This is a genomic window from Streptomyces sp. NPDC107522, from assembly GCF_055657525.1.
Genome location: NZ_JBVKAU010000009.1, coordinates 49,961 through 65,773, shown reverse-complemented (window position 1 = coordinate 65,773; position 15,813 = coordinate 49,961). Strand labels below are relative to the sequence as shown.

Annotated in this window: 13 protein-coding genes; 4 read left to right on the top strand and 9 right to left on the bottom strand. The window is 71.0% G+C overall.

Annotation, left to right across the window (positions count from 1 at the left end):
- The first annotated feature begins 17 nt into the window (after positions 1–17).
- Entirely contained in the window at positions 18–1,229 is a 1,212-nt protein-coding gene (locus ACZ7L6_RS27165; protein ID WP_471928228.1) for a trypsin-like serine peptidase, read from the top strand.
- Between the two features lie 58 nt (positions 1,230–1,287).
- Here ACZ7L6_RS27165 and hflX read toward each other — a convergent pair whose 3' ends face one another.
- The 6 genes from hflX to miaA form a co-directional block, all read right to left on the bottom strand.
- The gene (gene hflX / locus ACZ7L6_RS27160) at positions 1,288–2,781 is read right to left on the bottom strand and encodes a GTPase HflX (RefSeq protein ID WP_471928226.1); all 1,494 of its coding nucleotides are present in this window, start codon (positions 2,779–2,781) and stop codon (positions 1,288–1,290) included.
- A 191-nt stretch (positions 2,782–2,972) separates the two neighbouring features.
- The gene (locus ACZ7L6_RS27155; RefSeq protein WP_471928224.1) at positions 2,973–4,667 is read right to left on the bottom strand and encodes a M1 family metallopeptidase; all 1,695 of its coding nucleotides are present in this window, start codon (positions 4,665–4,667) and stop codon (positions 2,973–2,975) included.
- Between the two features lie 302 nt (positions 4,668–4,969).
- Entirely contained in the window at positions 4,970–7,183 is a 2,214-nt protein-coding gene (locus ACZ7L6_RS27150; RefSeq protein ID WP_471928222.1) for a RelA/SpoT family protein, read from the bottom strand.
- Positions 7,184–7,482: 299 nt separating this feature from the next.
- Positions 7,483–8,376: a diaminopimelate epimerase gene (dapF, locus tag ACZ7L6_RS27145; protein ID WP_471928220.1), complete on the bottom strand. Its 894-nt coding sequence runs from the start codon at positions 8,374–8,376 to the stop codon at positions 7,483–7,485.
- A 72-nt stretch (positions 8,377–8,448) separates the two neighbouring features.
- The gene (locus ACZ7L6_RS27140; protein ID WP_471928586.1) at positions 8,449–8,952 is read right to left on the bottom strand and encodes a hypothetical protein; all 504 of its coding nucleotides are present in this window, start codon (positions 8,950–8,952) and stop codon (positions 8,449–8,451) included.
- Between the two features lie 108 nt (positions 8,953–9,060).
- On the bottom strand, positions 9,061–9,999 hold the full coding sequence (miaA, locus tag ACZ7L6_RS27135; RefSeq protein WP_471928218.1) for a tRNA (adenosine(37)-N6)-dimethylallyltransferase MiaA: 939 nt from the start codon (positions 9,997–9,999) through the stop codon (positions 9,061–9,063).
- A gap of 182 nt (positions 10,000–10,181) precedes the next feature.
- Here miaA and ACZ7L6_RS27130 point away from each other — a divergent pair, with 182 nt between their 5' ends.
- Both ACZ7L6_RS27130 and ACZ7L6_RS27125 read left to right on the top strand, forming a co-directional pair.
- Positions 10,182–10,463, top strand: a complete 282-nt coding sequence (locus ACZ7L6_RS27130; RefSeq protein ID WP_471928216.1) for a hypothetical protein — start codon at positions 10,182–10,184, stop codon at positions 10,461–10,463.
- A 24-nt stretch (positions 10,464–10,487) separates the two neighbouring features.
- On the top strand, positions 10,488–10,757 hold the full coding sequence (locus tag ACZ7L6_RS27125; RefSeq protein ID WP_471928214.1) for an antitoxin: 270 nt from the start codon (positions 10,488–10,490) through the stop codon (positions 10,755–10,757).
- A gap of 85 nt (positions 10,758–10,842) precedes the next feature.
- On the opposite strand, the gene ACZ7L6_RS27120 is transcribed toward ACZ7L6_RS27125, so the two are convergent.
- Together ACZ7L6_RS27120 and miaB are read right to left on the bottom strand one after the other, a co-directional pair.
- Positions 10,843–11,571 (bottom strand): class III extradiol dioxygenase subunit B-like domain-containing protein, encoded by a 729-nt coding sequence (locus tag ACZ7L6_RS27120; protein ID WP_471928212.1) that lies wholly within the window; start codon positions 11,569–11,571, stop codon positions 10,843–10,845.
- 233 nt (positions 11,572–11,804) lie between these two features.
- Complete coding sequence (gene miaB / locus ACZ7L6_RS27115; protein ID WP_471928210.1) at positions 11,805–13,331, bottom strand: tRNA (N6-isopentenyl adenosine(37)-C2)-methylthiotransferase MiaB; 1,527 nt, start codon at positions 13,329–13,331, stop codon at positions 11,805–11,807.
- 166 nt (positions 13,332–13,497) lie between these two features.
- Between miaB and ACZ7L6_RS27110 the strand changes: the two genes are divergently transcribed.
- A complete protein-coding gene (locus ACZ7L6_RS27110; protein WP_471928208.1) occupies positions 13,498–14,502 on the top strand; it encodes an alpha/beta fold hydrolase in 1,005 nt (334 codons plus the stop codon).
- Between the two features lie 102 nt (positions 14,503–14,604).
- Here ACZ7L6_RS27110 and ACZ7L6_RS27105 read toward each other — a convergent pair whose 3' ends face one another.
- The gene (locus tag ACZ7L6_RS27105; protein WP_471928206.1) at positions 14,605–15,663 is read right to left on the bottom strand and encodes a hypothetical protein; all 1,059 of its coding nucleotides are present in this window, start codon (positions 15,661–15,663) and stop codon (positions 14,605–14,607) included.
- Positions 15,664–15,813: the final 150 nt, after the last annotated feature.

Here is a 15,813-nt window from a genome sequence, read left to right as displayed (position 1 = left end):
CGGGGGTTAATCGCACCATGCGCTCCACACGTACGCCCGCAGCGCCACGGCGCAGGCGGCGCTCCCTCCTCACCGCCACCGGCCTCGTCGCCGCCCTGGCGCTCACCGCGACAGCCTGTGGCGGCTCGGCGCAGGACGCGGCGAGCGACAAGGCCGCGGCGGCCGCGTCCCGGGCCGCCGACAACGGCGACGGAGGAAAGATCCAGATCCCGGCCGACATCGCCGACAAGCTCAAGGAGCACGGCATCGATGTCGACAAGTGGACCGACGGCGGCTGGAAGAACTGGGACAAGGACAAGTGGCTCAGCGAGGCCAAGGACTTCGTCAACCCGGTGATCGAGGGCCTGTGGAAGCCCGAGCGGATGCAGTCCGCGAAGGAGGCCAACAAGACGATCACCACGCAGGACGCCTCGGCCAACCAGGGCGTCAGCGACCCTGAGCCGGCGCCCGTCGAGGCCACGGCCGAGAAGACGCCGTACCACGAGAACGCGGCCCCTGTCGGCAAGGTCTTCTTCGACTCTCCCGACGGCCCGGCCGTCTGCTCCGGCACGGTCGTCAAGGACGTCAACCACCCCGGCAAGTCCAACCTCGTCTGGACGGCCGGCCACTGCGTGCACGCCGGTGGCAACGGCGGCTGGTACCGCAACATCGTCTTCGTGCCGGCCTACAACGACCTCGGCCAGTCCGAGGCGCAGTTGAACAACGCCGCGGCCTCGGAGACCGCCCCCTACGGCAACTGGTGGGCCGACTGGGTCTCGACGTCGAACGAGTGGATCCAGGGCGGCTCGGAGACGGGCGGCGCGGGTGCCGCGTACGACTACGCCGTCCTGCACGTCAAGCCGGAGCAGGGCGCCAAGTCGCTAGAGGAGACGGTCGGCGCCGCCCTCGACGTGGACTTCTCGGCGCCGCCTGCGACCGACGTCGCCACGATGGGCGCCTGGGGCTACCCGGCCGCGCCGCCGTACAACGGGCTGCAGATGTTCAGGTGCCTCGACCGGCCGGGCCGCCTCTCGCTGAGCCCGACGCTGCCGACGATGTATCGCATCGGCTGCACCATGACCGGCGGTTCGTCCGGCGGCGGCTGGTTCCGGGTGGTGGACGGCGCGACGAAGCTGGTGTCGAACACGTCGATCGGCCCGCAGGACAACACCTGGCTCGCGGGCCCGCAGTTGGGGACGAACGCCGAGGCGCTGTACCAGAACATGAGCAAGACGTACGGCGGTCGGTGACGCCGAGACGCTGAAGTCCCGCTCCCTGGTACAGGGGGCGGGACTTCACGCTTGCGGTTCAGACCGCGCGAGCGGGTACGTACGGCGCGAGATCTGCCGCCAGCTCCTCGTGCACCCGCACCTTGAGCAGCGTGCCCTCCGGGGTGTGCTCCTCGGAGATCACCTCGCCCTCGGTGTGGGCGCGGGCGACCAGCTTGCCGAGCGTGTACGGCACGAGCGCCTCGATCTCGACCGAAGGGCGCGGCAGCTCGTTGTCGATCAGCGCGAGCAGCTCGTCGATGCCCTGGCCGGTACGGGCCGAGACCGCGATGGAGCGCTTCTCGATCCGCAGCAGCCGCTGGAGCGTCAGCGGGTCGGCCGCGTCGGCCTTGTTGATCACGACGATCTCCGGTACGTCGGTGGCGCCGACGTCCCTGATCACCTCGCGCACGGCGGCCAGCTGCTCGTCCGGGTTCGGGTGGGAACCGTCCACCACGTGCAGGATCAGGTCGGAGTCGCCGACCTCCTCCATCGTGGAGCGGAACGCCTCGACCAGGTGGTGCGGCAGGTGGCGTACGAAGCCGACGGTGTCCGCGAGCGTGTAGTGCCGCCCGCCCGGGGTCTCGGCCCGGCGCACGGTCGGGTCGAGGGTCGCGAACAGCGCGTTCTCGACCAGGACGCCCGCGCCCGTGAGGCGGTTGAGCAGCGAGGACTTGCCCGCGTTGGTGTAGCCCGCGATGGCGACCGACGGCACCTTGTTGCGTCGGCGCACCTGGCGCTGGATGTCGCGGCCGGTCTTCATCTCCGCGATCTCCCGGCGCATCTTCGCCATCTTCTCGCGGATCCGTCGCCGGTCCGTCTCGATCTTGGTCTCACCGGGACCACGGGTGGCGAGGCCGCCGCCCTTGCCGCCGCCCATCTGCCTGGACAGCGACTGACCCCAGCCTCGCAGCCTCGGCAGCATGTACTGCATCTGCGCGAGCGCGACCTGCGCCTTGCCCTCTCGGGACTTGGCGTGCTGGGCGAAGATGTCGAGGATCAGGGCCGTACGGTCGATGACCTTGACCTTGACGACGTCTTCGAGGTGGATGAGCTGGCCCGGGCTGAGCTCACCGTCGCAGATGACGGTGTCGGCGCCGGTCTCCAGCACGATGTCCCGCAGCTCCTCGGCCTTGCCGGAGCCGATATAGGTGGCCGCGTCGGGCTTGTCGCGGCGCTGGATCACGCCGTCGAGCACAAGCGCGCCCGCGGTCTCCGCGAGGGCGGCGAGTTCGGCGAGCGAGTTCTCCGCGTCCTGCACGGTCCCCGAGGTCCAGACGCCGACGAGCACGACCCGCTCCAGGCGGAGCTGGCGGTACTCGACCTCGGTGACGTCCTCGAGCTCGGTGGAGAGGCCCGCCACACGGCGTAGAGCCGCGCGGTCGGAACGGTCGAACTGGTCGCCGTCCCGCTCTCCGTCGATCTCGTGGCTCCAGGCGACGTCCTCTTCCATCAGGGCATCGGCCCGAAGACCTTCGGGATAGCTGTGCGCCACGCGCTGAGTGTCCTGGGAAAAGGAAGAAGAGGAGGTCATTGGGTCCTTACGTCGATGGGGAATCCGTCTGTGCCGACGGTGGCAGTGACACCGGCGCTTCGGAAGGGTCCGTGGCGCCGGGGAACTGATCCGTCACTGCTCACAACGCACGAGTACCCCGGGAGATTCCCGTGTCCCGCGCCGTGCCGACCCGAAGATGGTCGCACGGCACGGGACGTCTCGTCACCGCCTTATTTCGCGGTTCCCGCGGTGTTCCCGGCCTTTTCGCTCTTCGCGGCCGTCGCGTCCTTCCCGCTCTTCGAGGCCGTGACGGCCTTGCCGGCCTTTCCGGTCTTCTCGGTCTTCTCGGTCTTTCCGATCTTCTCGGTCTTCCCTGACTTGCCCGTCTTCCCTGACTTGCCGGTCTTCCCGGCCGTCTTCTCCGGGTCCGCAGCCTTCCACTCCGGCTGGCCGGGCATCGGCGGGGTCTTCTTGCCGTACAGCCAGGCATGCATGAACCCGTCGAGGTGGCGTCCGGAGACTTCCTCCGCGAGCGCGACGAAGTCCGCGGTCGAGGCGGCTCCGTGCTCGTGGCGGCTCACCCACGCGCGTTCCAGGCGCTCGAAGGCCGGGCGGCCGATCTCCTGCCGGAGGGCGTACAGGACCAGGGCCGCGCCGTCGTAGACGTTGGGCCGGAAGATGCCGTTCTTCTTGCCGGGCTCGGCCGCCTTGGGGGCCGCGGGCGGTCCGCCGGCCGCACGCCAGCGGTCGGAGGCGGCGTACGCGGCCTTCATCCGTGCCTCCAGCGGCCTACCCGCCTTCTCCGCCGCGTACAGGGCCTCGTACCAGGTGGCGTGCCCCTCGCTGAGCCACAGGTCGGACCAGCTGCGCGGGCTGACGCTGTCGCCGAACCACTGGTGCGCCAGCTCGTGCACCATGATCGACTCGATGTACCACTTGGGGAAGGCGGACTCGGTGAAGAGCCTTCTCTCGAAGAGAGAGAGGGTCTGGGTCTCCAGCTCGAAGCCGGTGTCGGCCTCGGCCATGAGCAGGCCGTACGTCTCGAAGGGGTACGGGCCGACCTTGCTCTCCATCCAGGAGATCTGGCCGGGGGTCTTCTTCAGCCACGGTTCGAGCCGCTCACGCTGCCCGGTGGGCACGACGTCCCGTAGGGGCAGTCCGTGCGGGCCGGTGCGACGCAGCACCGTGGAGCGGCCGATGGACACCTGGGCGAGCTCGGTGGCCATGGGATGCCGGGTGCGGTACGTCCATGTCGTCGCCTTGCGCGCGCGGTCCACGTCGGTCCGCAGACCGTTGGCGACGGCGGTGTAGCCGTTGGGCGCGGTGACCCGGATGGTGAACAGCGCCTTGTCGGAGGGATGGTCGTTGCACGGGAACACCACGTGGGCGGCGTCGGCCTGGTTGGCCATGGCGAGGCCGTCAGCGGTCCGCACCCAGCCGCCCTCCCGGTCGGCTCCGTACTTGGGGTCGCTGGTGTGCCGCACGGTGACCTGCATCCAGCTGCCCTCGGGCAACGGCTCCTGGGGCGTGATCACGAGGTCCTCACCGGCGCTGCTGAACGACGCCGGCTCCCCGTCGACCTCGACCGACTCGACCTTGCCGTGGGCGAAGTCCAGGTTGAAGCGTTCGAGCTCCGAGGTGGTCCAGGCGTCGATCCTGGTGACGGCCTGGAGGGGCTTGCTGTTGGTGCCCGGATAGGTGAACGAGAGGTCGTACGAGGCCACGTCGTAGCCGGGGTTGCCCAGGTACGGGTAGAGGCGGTCGCCGACACCCAGGGGCGTGGCGGGAGCGCTCGCGGCGACGAGGCAGGTGGAGACGGCCAGGGCGAGCAAAGTGGGCATCTTGAGGCGCCAGGCAGGGCGGGGACGAGGGCGAGGGGCGCCAGGGACTGGTCGCTGAGCCTCGGTGCGGGGGGTGAGCAGCATGCACCACCGCTATCAGCGCGCACGTGCCGCGCGTCGACGACTCGCGACCGGCACACTCGAACGGGCGTGTCGAGTTGGTTCAGGGGTCGGGAGCGAAGCCTGGTGCGCGGCCGACCCGGGGGGGCTACTGGTGCTTGAGGTCTGATGGGGCCAATGGGATCAGTCGCGACCCAGGGTTCCGGTGAGGCACGTGGGGGCGGACCCCGTCCAAGACGTTCCGTGGGCCGGCTCCACCGTGCGCGCCCGGCCTCGCATCAACGCCCCCAGCCTCGCGCCAACCCGCCCGGCGCGAGCTCGCACCTTCACGCCCCCTGCTCCGACGGCTGCGCCCTCCGCACGTCGTACACGCCCCCCACGTTCCGCATGGCCCGCATCAGCCCCGGGAGCTGAGCCGCATCCGGCAGTTGAACCGTGTAGGTGTGGCGGACCCGCTGCTGGGTCGGGGGCTCGACCGTCGCCGAGACGATTTCCGCGCCCTCCAGGGCCATCGCTTCCGTGAGGTCCGCCAGTAGGTGCGGGCGAACGAACGATTCGGCGACCAGCGTCACCCGGCACTCGGTGGTGTCACCCCAGCGCACGCCGACCTCCGCACGCCCTGCGTTCTTCATCCGCGCCACCGCGGCGCACCCGACACGATGGACAGTCACCACTCCCCCGCGCACGGAGAATCCGGTGACCTCGTCGGGTGGTACGGGCGTACAGCAGCCGGCGAGGCGTACGGTCGCGCCGGGCCGGTCGACGAGGACGCTGGCGGTCGTGGAGCGCCCGGTCGGGACGGCCGCCGGGCGGAAGTCCGGGCCCTCGGCAGCCGGGCGGGCGGGCGGCTCCTGCGAGGCAGGCTCCTGGCCCGCCGATCCGTCCGCCGTGGGCCGCGCCGGCGCCGCCACGGACTCACCGGAGGCGTCGCTCTGCGGCGGATGGGCGGCCAGCCACCGCTGGATGGCGATCCGGGCGGCGGCCGTGTGGGCGTGCTCCAGCCACTCCCTGGAGGGCTCCGAGGCCGGGTCCTGGCCCATGAGGAGCTGGACGGTGTCACCGTCCCGCAGAACCGTGCTGAGCGTCGCCAGGCGGCCGTTGACGCGGGCCCCGATGCACGCGTGCGCGTCCTCGCCGTACTGCGCGTACGCGGCGTCCACACAGGTCGCTCCCTCGGGCAGGCCCAGGGTGCCGCCGTCGGGCCGGAAGACGGTGATCTCGCGGTCCTGGGCGAGGTCCTCGCGCAGGGTCGACCAGAAAGTGTCCGGGTCGGGTGCGCCCTCCTGCCAGTCGAGGAGGCGGGACAGCCAGCCGGGACGCGTGGGGTCCGCGCGCTCGCCGTCGCTCGAAGCGGACTGCTCCTCCGAAGGAGGAGCGTAGGGATTGCCGAGCGCGACGACGCCGGCCTCGGCGACCTTGTGCATCTGGTGGGTGCGGATGAGGACTTCGGCGACCTGACCGTCCGCGCGGGCGACGGCGGTGTGCAGCGACTGGTACAGGTTGAACTTGGGGACGGCGATGAAGTCCTTGAACTCCGAGACGACCGGCGTCATACAGGTGTGCAGTTCACCCAGGACGCCGTAACAGTCCGCGTCCTCGTTCACGAGCACCAGCAGCCGTCCGAAGTCGGCGCCGCGCAGCCGCCCCCGCTTACGGGCGACTCGGTGCACGGAGACGAAATGGCGTGGCCGGATCAGGACTTCGGCCTGGATGCCGGCCTCACGCAGGACCGTGCGCATCTCGTCGGCCATCTCGGCGAGCGGGTCGTCCGCACGGGAGGCGTTGTCGACGATCAACTCGCGTGTGTGCTCGTACTCCTCGGGGTGCAGGATCGCGAAGACCAGGTCTTCCAGTTCGGTCTTGAGCGCCTGGACGCCGAGCCGTTCTGCGAGCGGGATGAGGACGTCGCGGGTCACCTTGGCGATGCGGACCTGTTTCTCGGGGCGCATCACCCCGAGTGTGCGCATGTTGTGCAGCCGGTCGGCGAGTTTGATCGACATCACGCGGACGTCGTTGCCGGTGGCGACGAGCATCTTGCGGAAGGTCTCGGGCTCGGCGGCGGCGCCGTAGTCGACCTTCTCCAACTTCGTCACGCCGTCGACCAGGAAGCGCACCTCCTCGCCGAACTGCTCGCGGACCTGATCGAGCGTCACGTCGGTGTCCTCGACGGTGTCGTGCAGCAGGGAGGCCGTCAAGGTCGTGGTCTCGGCGCCGAGTTCGGCAAGGATGAGCGTCACGGCGAGCGGATGCGTGATGTACGGCTCGCCGCTCTTGCGCATCTGGCCGCGGTGCGAGGACTCGGCCAGCACATAGGCGCGGCGCAGCGGTTCGAGGTCGGCCTCGGGGTGGTGGGCGCGGTGGGCGTCGACGACATGGCTGATCGCGTCGGGCAGCCGGTCGCGGGATGCGGGGCCGAGCAGCGCCGCCCGGCCGAGGCGGCGCAGATCGAGCCGGGCGCGGGCCTTCCTGCGGGGCACGGCAGGCGTCGCAGGGCCTGCTACCGGGCCTGGCGTCGCGGGGTTCGTTGCCTCCGCACTCATGGGCACCTCCGGCTGCGTGGACCGGCGGACGGGGTGCCCCATGGCGGACACGGCTCAGGGGATGGCGACTTCTCCCCCGTCCGGGCCGGTGCTTGATGCTACCGAGCCCATCACGTGCGGCTGACCGCCTCTCGCCGAGCGTGAAACGGATCACCCATTCGAGCGAGGGTTCACAGGTTTACGGTTTCGCGCCATACGGCGAACCGGAGTTCGTGATTCCGAAGTGTGTCCGCAAAGCCCACGACACAACTCTCAGGCCGTGAGCTCCCCAAACCTCTGATGCCAAGTCACGGAACCACTCAGCGACCGAGCGTTTCCAGCCACTCCGCATCGATCTCTCCCTCGGCGACGATCACCGCGGGGCCGGTCATCTCGATCTCGCCGTCGGGCCGCTCGGTGATCACCAGGGTGCCGCCGGGCACGTCGACGGTGTACGTCGCGGGGGCGCCGGTGACGGCCGGGTCGGCCCCGTCCCGCCGCGCCGCGGCCACGGCTACGGCGCACGCGCCCGTGCCGCACGACCGGGTCTCGCCCGCACCACGCTCGTGCACGCGCAGCGCGACATGCCCAGGCCCCCGGTCGACCACGAACTCCACGTTGACCCCGTCCGGGTAGGCCGAGGCCGGGCTGAACGGCGGCGGGGAGTACAGGTCGCCGGCATGCGCGAGGTCGTCCACGAAGGCGACGGCATGCGGGTTGCCCATGTTCACGTTGCGCGCGGGCCAGCTGCGCTCGCCGACGCTGACTGTGACGTCCCCCTCGGGGAACCGCGCCTTGCCCATGCCGACCGTGATGTCACCCGCGGCGGAGCCGCTGTTGGATGCAGTCTTGGCGATGTGCACGGTCTTCACGCCCCCGCGCGTGGCGACGGCGAGGTCGCCCTCGGTGACGTGTCCGGCGCGCTGGAGATAGCGCGCGAACACGCGCACGCCGTTGCCGCACATCTCCGCGACGGAGCCGTCGCCGTTGCGGTAGTCCATGAACCACTCGGCCTCGGCCGCCATGTCCCTGGCCTCGGGGTGCGCCGCGGACCGGACCACGTGCAGCAGTCCGTCACCGCCGATGCCCGCGCGGCGGTCGCACAGGGCGGCGACTGCGGCCGGGGGCAGGTCGATGACGTTCTCCGGGTCCGGGACGATCACGAAGTCGTTCTCGGTGCCGTGACCCTTGAGGAAAGCGATCCGCGTGCTCATTCCTCGATCGTAAGGGGTCGGTACGACAACCCGTCGTGCCCGGGGCTACGACGGCCCACGCGCGCGTGGAGGTCAGCGCAGCCGGGCCACGCGCCACACGGCGAGCACGACGACCGCGGCGACGACAAGGACGTACGCCAGCACCACGCGCCAGTCCGGCCGGCGCCCGGAGCCCCGCTGCGGCAGCCCGGGCCAGGTGTAGCCCACCCGGCGGGCGGCCATCATGCCCCAGCCGGCCGCGCAGGAGCAGATCAGCAGCCCCAGCATGGCGATCACGGCCCCGCTGTCACCGAAGTCGAAGGCCAGCGGGAACGCGAACATCAGGGAGCCGACCGCGGCCAGGGACACGATGGGTGCGAGCTGCCAGATGCGCAGTCGGCGCTGCGGGCGCAGCTCGACCTCGACCTCCGGGCCGCTCGCGTACATCTCCTCGGGCTCGGGGCCGTCGTCGGTGACGCCGCCCTCCGCCTCGTCGAGCCCGCCGGGGACCGGAAGGTCGCCGTCCTGTTCCCGTTCGGCACCGTCGGTGGTGACGTTCTCGGTGCCTTGTGCGGTGTCGCGAGGGCCGGCCTCCATCGCCACGCGCCCTCCCAACTCGGACTCCACTTGGTCGATCGAAGCTCGATGATGGCACGGCGCCGGAGGCCCGGATGGCGGCCGGAGCGTCCCGATGCCATGACGTGATCAGGCTGTAACCGGTCGTTCGACCAACGCCAATGCCAGCTGCGGAAGTTCTGTGAGATCCGCCGCAGCCCCACTGAGCCAGTGCACCCGTGGATCGCGCCTGAACCATGAATCCTGGCGGCGCGCGAAGCGCTTGGTGGCACGTACGGTCTCGGCCCGCGCCTCTTCGAGGGTGCACTCCCCCGCGAGCGCCGCGAGCACCTGCTGGTAGCCGAGCGCGCGCGAGGCCGTACGCCCCTCACGCAACCCCTGCGCCTCCAGTGCGCGCACCTCGTCCACGAGTCCGGCGTCCCACATCCGGTCGACCCGGCGTGCGATGCGCTCGTCGAGCTCGGGGCGCGCGACGTCGACGCCGATCTGGATCGTGTCGTAGACCGAGTCATGGCCGGGGAGGTTGGCGGTGAAGGGCTGCCCGGTGATCTCGATCACTTCGAGAGCCCGGACGATACGGCGCCCGTTGCTGGGCAGGATCGCCTGCGCGGCCTCGGGGTCGGCGGCGGCCAGGCGGGCGTGCAGGGCCCCGGAGCCGCGCAGCGCGAGCTCCTCCTCCAGCCGGGCCCTGACCTCGGGGTCGGTGCCGGGGAACTCGAGATTGTCGACGGCGCCGCGGACGTACAGACCCGAGCCGCCGACGAGAATCGGCCAGCGCCCCGCGGCGAGCAGTGCGTCGATCCGCTCCCGCGCGAGCCGCTGGTACTCGGCGACCGACGCCGTGACCGTCACGTCCCAGATGTCCAGCAGGTGGTGCGGGATGCCGGCCCGTTCCTCGGGCGTCAGCTTTGCGGTGCCGATGTCCATCCCTCGGTAGAGCTGCATGGAGTCGGCGTTGACGACCTCGCCGCCGAGCTGCCAGGCCAGGAAAACGCCCAGATCGGACTTTCCGGCCGCGGTGGGTCCGACGACGGCGATGACGCGGGGGGCGGGGGGTGCACTGCTCACCGCCCCAGTCTCGCAAACCTCATGGGGTGGTCTCGAACGAGTTACGTGACGGCACGCGCGCGGGGTCGTTGCCAGTTGCGAGGTTCTCGCCGCCGGTTTCGCGGAGGCGGCGACCGGGCGGCGCAAACGGACGCACCGGACGACGCGGGATTTCGCCCGCACGAGTAACGTATGGAGTGGATATGGGCGTTTTTGCACGGCTTCTCCGGAGGTCGAAGGCTACGGAGGAGGCGTCAACCGCCGCGGCGCAGGCCGACACACCAACGGCCGAACCCGCGGCGGACGAGGCTGCGGAGGCGAAGGAGCCGACCGAGGCGAAGGCCGAGGAGACGGACCGGTCGGCGGCACAGCCGACGGCCGCGGAGTCCGCCGAGGCCGACACCGACGACGGCGTCGAGATCCCCAAGCAGCAGTCCGCCGACGAGGTGGCCGACAGTGAGGCCGGCGAGGGCGCCCGCACGTAACTGCCCCGCGCGGGAAGGTGAAGCATGGGTCTGATGGATAATTTGAAAGCCAAACTCGCCCCGGCCAAGGACAAGGTCTCCGACTTCGCGCAGCGGCACGAGGACAAGGTCCAGCACGGCATCGACAGGGCCGCGAAGGTCGTCGACGAGAAGACCAAGGGCAAGTACAGCAACAAGATCCAGACGGGTACGGGCAAGGCCAAGGGGGCCATGGACCGACTCGCGCACAAGGGCGACGACACGGCGACCGGCAGCAGCACGCCGCCGCCGGACGCGCCACCGCCGACCACCTGACCGGCATATCGACGGACGGCCGCGGAGCTTGACCGCTCCCGGCCGTCCGTCGTTTTCACATCCGTCGTTTTCAGGCGGGCGGGCCCTACGACCAGGTCGCGACCAGGTACCCCACGCCGTACGGCGCCGCGTCGTACAGCAAGGTGCCCGAAAGACCCGCATCCTCGGCTGCGCCCGCAAGGACCTGCCAGGGGGCTCGGCCCGAGACCTTGAGCTCGTGCGCGAGCTCGATGTCCAGCGCCTTGAGCGCCTCCACGTCCGCCTTGCCCAGCGCACGCGCGACGGACGCGTCGAAGGGGGCCGCCCGCTCGTCGAGGTAGCCGGGGGCCTTGAGCGTGCGGCAGGCGCTGGCGTCGCCCATCACCAGCAGCGCCACCCGCTCGCCCCGGGCGGCGATGTCCCTTCCGATATTGGTACACCGCTCGGCCGTCAGTGGTTCCCCCACACCGAGTCCCTCGATCGGGGCATCCGACCACCCGGTCCGCTCCAGCAGCCACGCGGCCACGGCCAGCGAGGACGGAAGCTGGCGTTCCGTCAGCGCCGGAGCGTCCGCGTCGCCCTCGGCCCGGCCCAGCCGTACGTCGATGTCCACGCCGAAGCCGCGGAAGGTACCCCGCGCCCCCTGCGGATACGCCGCATGCCCGCTCTCCTCGCCGGGCCCCACGACCACGAGCCGGTCCGGCCGGGCGGCCGCGAGCACGCCGAGCGCGTCCGTGCAGGCGGCACGCGCGGCGTCCAGCTCGGGTGCGGCGCCCGCGGCGAGCTCGGGCAGGAGGAGCGGCGGGCAGGGGCAGACTGCGGCGGCGACAAGCATGATCGGCAGCCTACTGCGACGCTCCGACGTCACCCGGGATACGTCTCCCGCCCCGCCAGGCGGCCGTAGTCGTGGCCCGGTCGGACCGGTCGGTCCGGTCGGTCCGGTCGGTCCGGTCGGTCCGGTCGGTCCGGTCGGTCGGTCCGGTCGGTCGGTCCGGTCGGTCGGTCCGGTCGGTCGGTCCGGTCGGTCGGTCGGTCGGTCCGGTCGGTCGGTCGGTCGGTCGGTCGAGGTCAGTCCACGGCGCAGCCGCCGGTGACCACCGGCAGCGGCTCCGGCACGCCGATCTTCGGCAGGCCCAGCATCACGCCCGCGGGCTTGGCGGCCTCGGCGGCGTTGCGCTTCTCCCAGGCGTCGCCCGCGCGCGTGGGGCGCACGTCGAGGACGGGGCCCTCGGCGAGGAGGTGGTGCGGGGCGGCGTACGTGATCTCGACGGTCACCACGTCGCCGGGGCGGACCTCCTGCTCCGGCTTGGTGAAGTGGACCAGGCGGTTGTCGGGGGCGCGGCCGGACAGACGGTGGGTGGTGCCGTCCTTGCGGCCCTCGCCCTCCGCGACCATCAGCTCCAGCTTGCGGCCGACCTGCTTCTTGTTCTCCTCCCAGGAGATCTCCTCCTGGAGGGCGACGAGACGCTCGTAACGCGCCTGGACGACCTGCTTGGGGATCTGGTTGTCCATGGTGGCCGCCGGAGTGCCGGGGCGCTTGGAGTACTGGAAGGTGAAGGCCTGGGCGAAGCGGGCCTCGCGCACGACGTGCAGCGTCTGCTCGAAGTCCTCCTCGGTCTCGCCCGGGAAGCCCACGATGATGTCGGTGGTGATCGCGGCGTGCGGGATGGCGGCGCGGACCTTCTCGATGATCCCGAGATAGCGCTCCTGGCGGTAGGAGCGGCGCATCGCCTTGAGGACCGTGTCCGAGCCGGACTGCAGCGGCATGTGCAGCTGCGGCATCACGTTCGGCGTCTCGGCCATGGCGGCGATGACGTCGTCGGTGAAGTCCCGCGGGTGCGGGGAGGTGAAGCGGACGCGCTCCAGGCCCTCGATGTTTCCGCAGGCCCGCAGCAGCTTGCTGAACGCCTCGCGGTCGCCGATGTCGGAGCCGTACGCGTTGACGTTCTGACCGAGCAGCGTGATCTCGGAGACGCCCTCGGCGACCAGGGCCTCGACCTCGGCGAGGATGTCGCCGGGGCGGCGGTCCTTCTCCTTGCCGCGCAGGGCCGGGACGATGCAGAAGGTGCAGGTGTTGTTGCAGCCGACGGAGATCGACACCCAGGCCGCGTAGGCGCTCTCGCGGCGGGTCGGCAGCGTCGACGGGAACGCCTCCAGCGACTCGGCGATCTCGACCTGTGCTTCTTCCTGCACGCGCGCGCGTTCCAGCAGGACGGGCAGCTTGCCGATGTTGTGCGTGCCGAAGACGACGTCCACCCAGGGCGCCCGCTTCACGATGGTGTCGCGGTCCTTCTGGGCCAGACAGCCCCCGACCGCGATCTGCATGCCGGGCCGCTTGGCCTTCATCGGCGCGAGGTGGCCGAGGTTGCCGTACAGCTTGTTGTCGGCGTTCTCACGGACCGCGCAGGTGTTGAAGACGACGACGTCCGCGTCGCCGTCCGAGCCCTCGGGCGCGCGTACGTAACCCGCCTCTTCGAGCAGCCCCGACAATCGCTCGGAATCGTGGACGTTCATCTGGCACCCGTAGGTGCGCACTTCATACGTCTTCGAAGAGGGGACGTCCACTGCCGGGCTCCGGTCGCTGCTGCTGGTCATGGCTCAAGGGTAGGCGCTGGCAGGAGAAGGCCGGCACTCGTCCTCTTCGGCCTGTGGACCGTGCCCCTGTCAGGAATGTGGAGGATTGGCGCCTTGTTCCCGTAATGAGAGTTACCTGAGCTTGGTCCTGTGACGGAATGGGCCAGGGCGTGTGAGGTGGTCAGCGATGGCCTGGATGTCGGCGCTCGTTTCAGCGGCCGGCCGGGGCGGTGGCCGCGTCGGCCGGGTCGCAGCATGCCTGTGGGACCTCCTGCCCGGCGGACCGCCACTGTTGCGGCCGTCCGCGGCAGGTGCCGACGGTGCGTGCGGACACGTGGTCGTCGGGCCGCGGGCGGCTTGGTTCGTGCAGGGGCAGGCCGCGGACCTGGGGCCCGTCACGGTGGCGTACGAGCGGCAGGGGGCCGGCGAACCCGTGGTCCTGCTGCACGGGCTCGGCTCGCACCGGCTGGCCTGGGATCCGGTCATGCCGCTGCTGATCGACGAGCGCGAGACCATCGCGATGGACCTGCCGGGGTTCGGCCAGTCTCCGGACCTGGATCCCGGTGTCCCCCGCGACCTGGACACGGCCGTGCTGTGGCTGGGTTCGGTGTTCACGGAGCTCGGCGTGGAGCGGCCGCACGTGGTGGGGCACTCGCTGGGCGGGCTGATCGCGCTGCGCCTGGGGCAGGCCGGGCTGGCGCGCAGCGTGACCGCGCTGGCTCCGGCCGGCTTCTGGACGGGCATGGAGCGGCGGTACACGTACGCCATGGTGAGCGCGGCTCGTCAGGGGGTACGACTGCTGCCGTTTCCGGCGCTGGAGGCGCTCGTGCGTACCGCGCCCGCCCGCGCCGTCCTGACCGGCACGCTGTACGGCCGGCCGGAACTGTGCGCGCCGGCGGCCGTGGCTGCGGCGCTGCGGACGCTACGGGACTCGGCGGGGTTCGAGGCGACCCTGGCAGCCGGACGCGCACCGGGTCTGTTCACCGGCGACATCCCCGACGTGCCGGTGACGATCGCGTGGGGTACCCGCGACCGGCTTCTGCCACCTCGCCAGGCGGACCGCGCCCTGGCAGCGATCCCGAACGCCCGCCTGGTGCCGTTGCCCGACTGCGGCCACATTCCGATGCTGGACGCACCCGAGCTGGTCGCTCGCACGATCCTGCACGCCACCGGATCCGAGAAGCAGCCATAGGGAAGCAGTCATAGGACTGGTGCCCGTCACCGTCAAGGTCGTGCAGGATCGTCCAGGGTCCAGCAAGTCCGAGGCCGCCTGCCACGCCGCAGCCGGTCGCGGTCAGACGTGTGCCTCGGCGGTGGTCATGACCTCCTGGCGTTGCCGGTGGCGTCGTTCGTACTCCAGCACCTGGCGGGCCACGTCGGTGGGGGCGTCCTGCAGGCTTGCGGAGATCTCGTCCGTGGCCATGGCGTCGTAGCCGGTCCACGGTTCGGCCGCGCGCAACTGCTCGATGGCGTCCAGGACCCTCTTGCGGCGGTCGTGGGCGCGCTCATAACCCTCGACGACCGTCAGATCCAGCTGGGACAGGGTGCGCAGCTGCCTCTCGATCTGATGTGCGCTGAGCGTGCTGAACCCGGGAATCGGCAGATCCTCCTCCCGCCTGACCGCTCCCAGGATCTCCTCGGCCATGGGGCCGGGCTCGGGCATCTCCTTCTCCCACGCCCTGCCTCCGACCGCGCCCCGGGCCATCCGGACCCCGCGCTGGGCGACGTCGCGTGCGCGGCCGAGGGCTGTCCACATCGCCTGGGCCGCGGTGTCGGCCAGACCGGGGTTCGCGCCTTCACTCGGGACCTGGCCGTTGCCGGCCGTCGCCACGGCGCGGGCGTGTTCGGCGAGGCTGTACTCCAGTTCCTGCAGCAGTTCCTCGTCCTGGCGGCGCAGCGAGCCGAGCAGGTCGGCGGTGGACTGGTCGTCCATCTGCTCGGCGAGGACCTCCCCCGCCCGGCACGCCGCCAGCGCCCGCGCGGCCGCCGCGTACTCGTCCTCCGCGTTCCTCATCAGCTGTCGCGGATCGGCCGGGCCCGAGCCGGGCAGCATGCCCTTCACGGCCTTCGATCCGATCGTGAGCGGCAGCATCGCCGTACGCACCGCGCCCCGCGAGACGGAACGCGTCACACCGGCCGCGGTCCCCAGCACGCCCCGGGGACGCAGGGCACGCTTCTGGCGCTGAATGCGCTCGAGGCCGATCTCGACCTCGGCGGCCTGGCGTTCGAGGAACTGCCGGTGCGGGCCGGGTGGCGTGACCGTCGCATCCGTGCGGAGCCGGTCGAGGACCGCGGTATGGGCCTGATGCGCGTCCTCCAACGCCGGTACGAGTTCCTCCGTCATCACTGCCATGAGGGGCTCCTGGGTGAGGAAGGGGGCGGCAGTCCGCCGCACAGAAGGCAGCAGCAGTCAGCCGCACACGGGAACGGCTGCCCTCGACGGCCCCCTGACCGGGCAACCGCCACCATCCTGGGGGACCCACGCGAAGATCGCCCGTTGAAG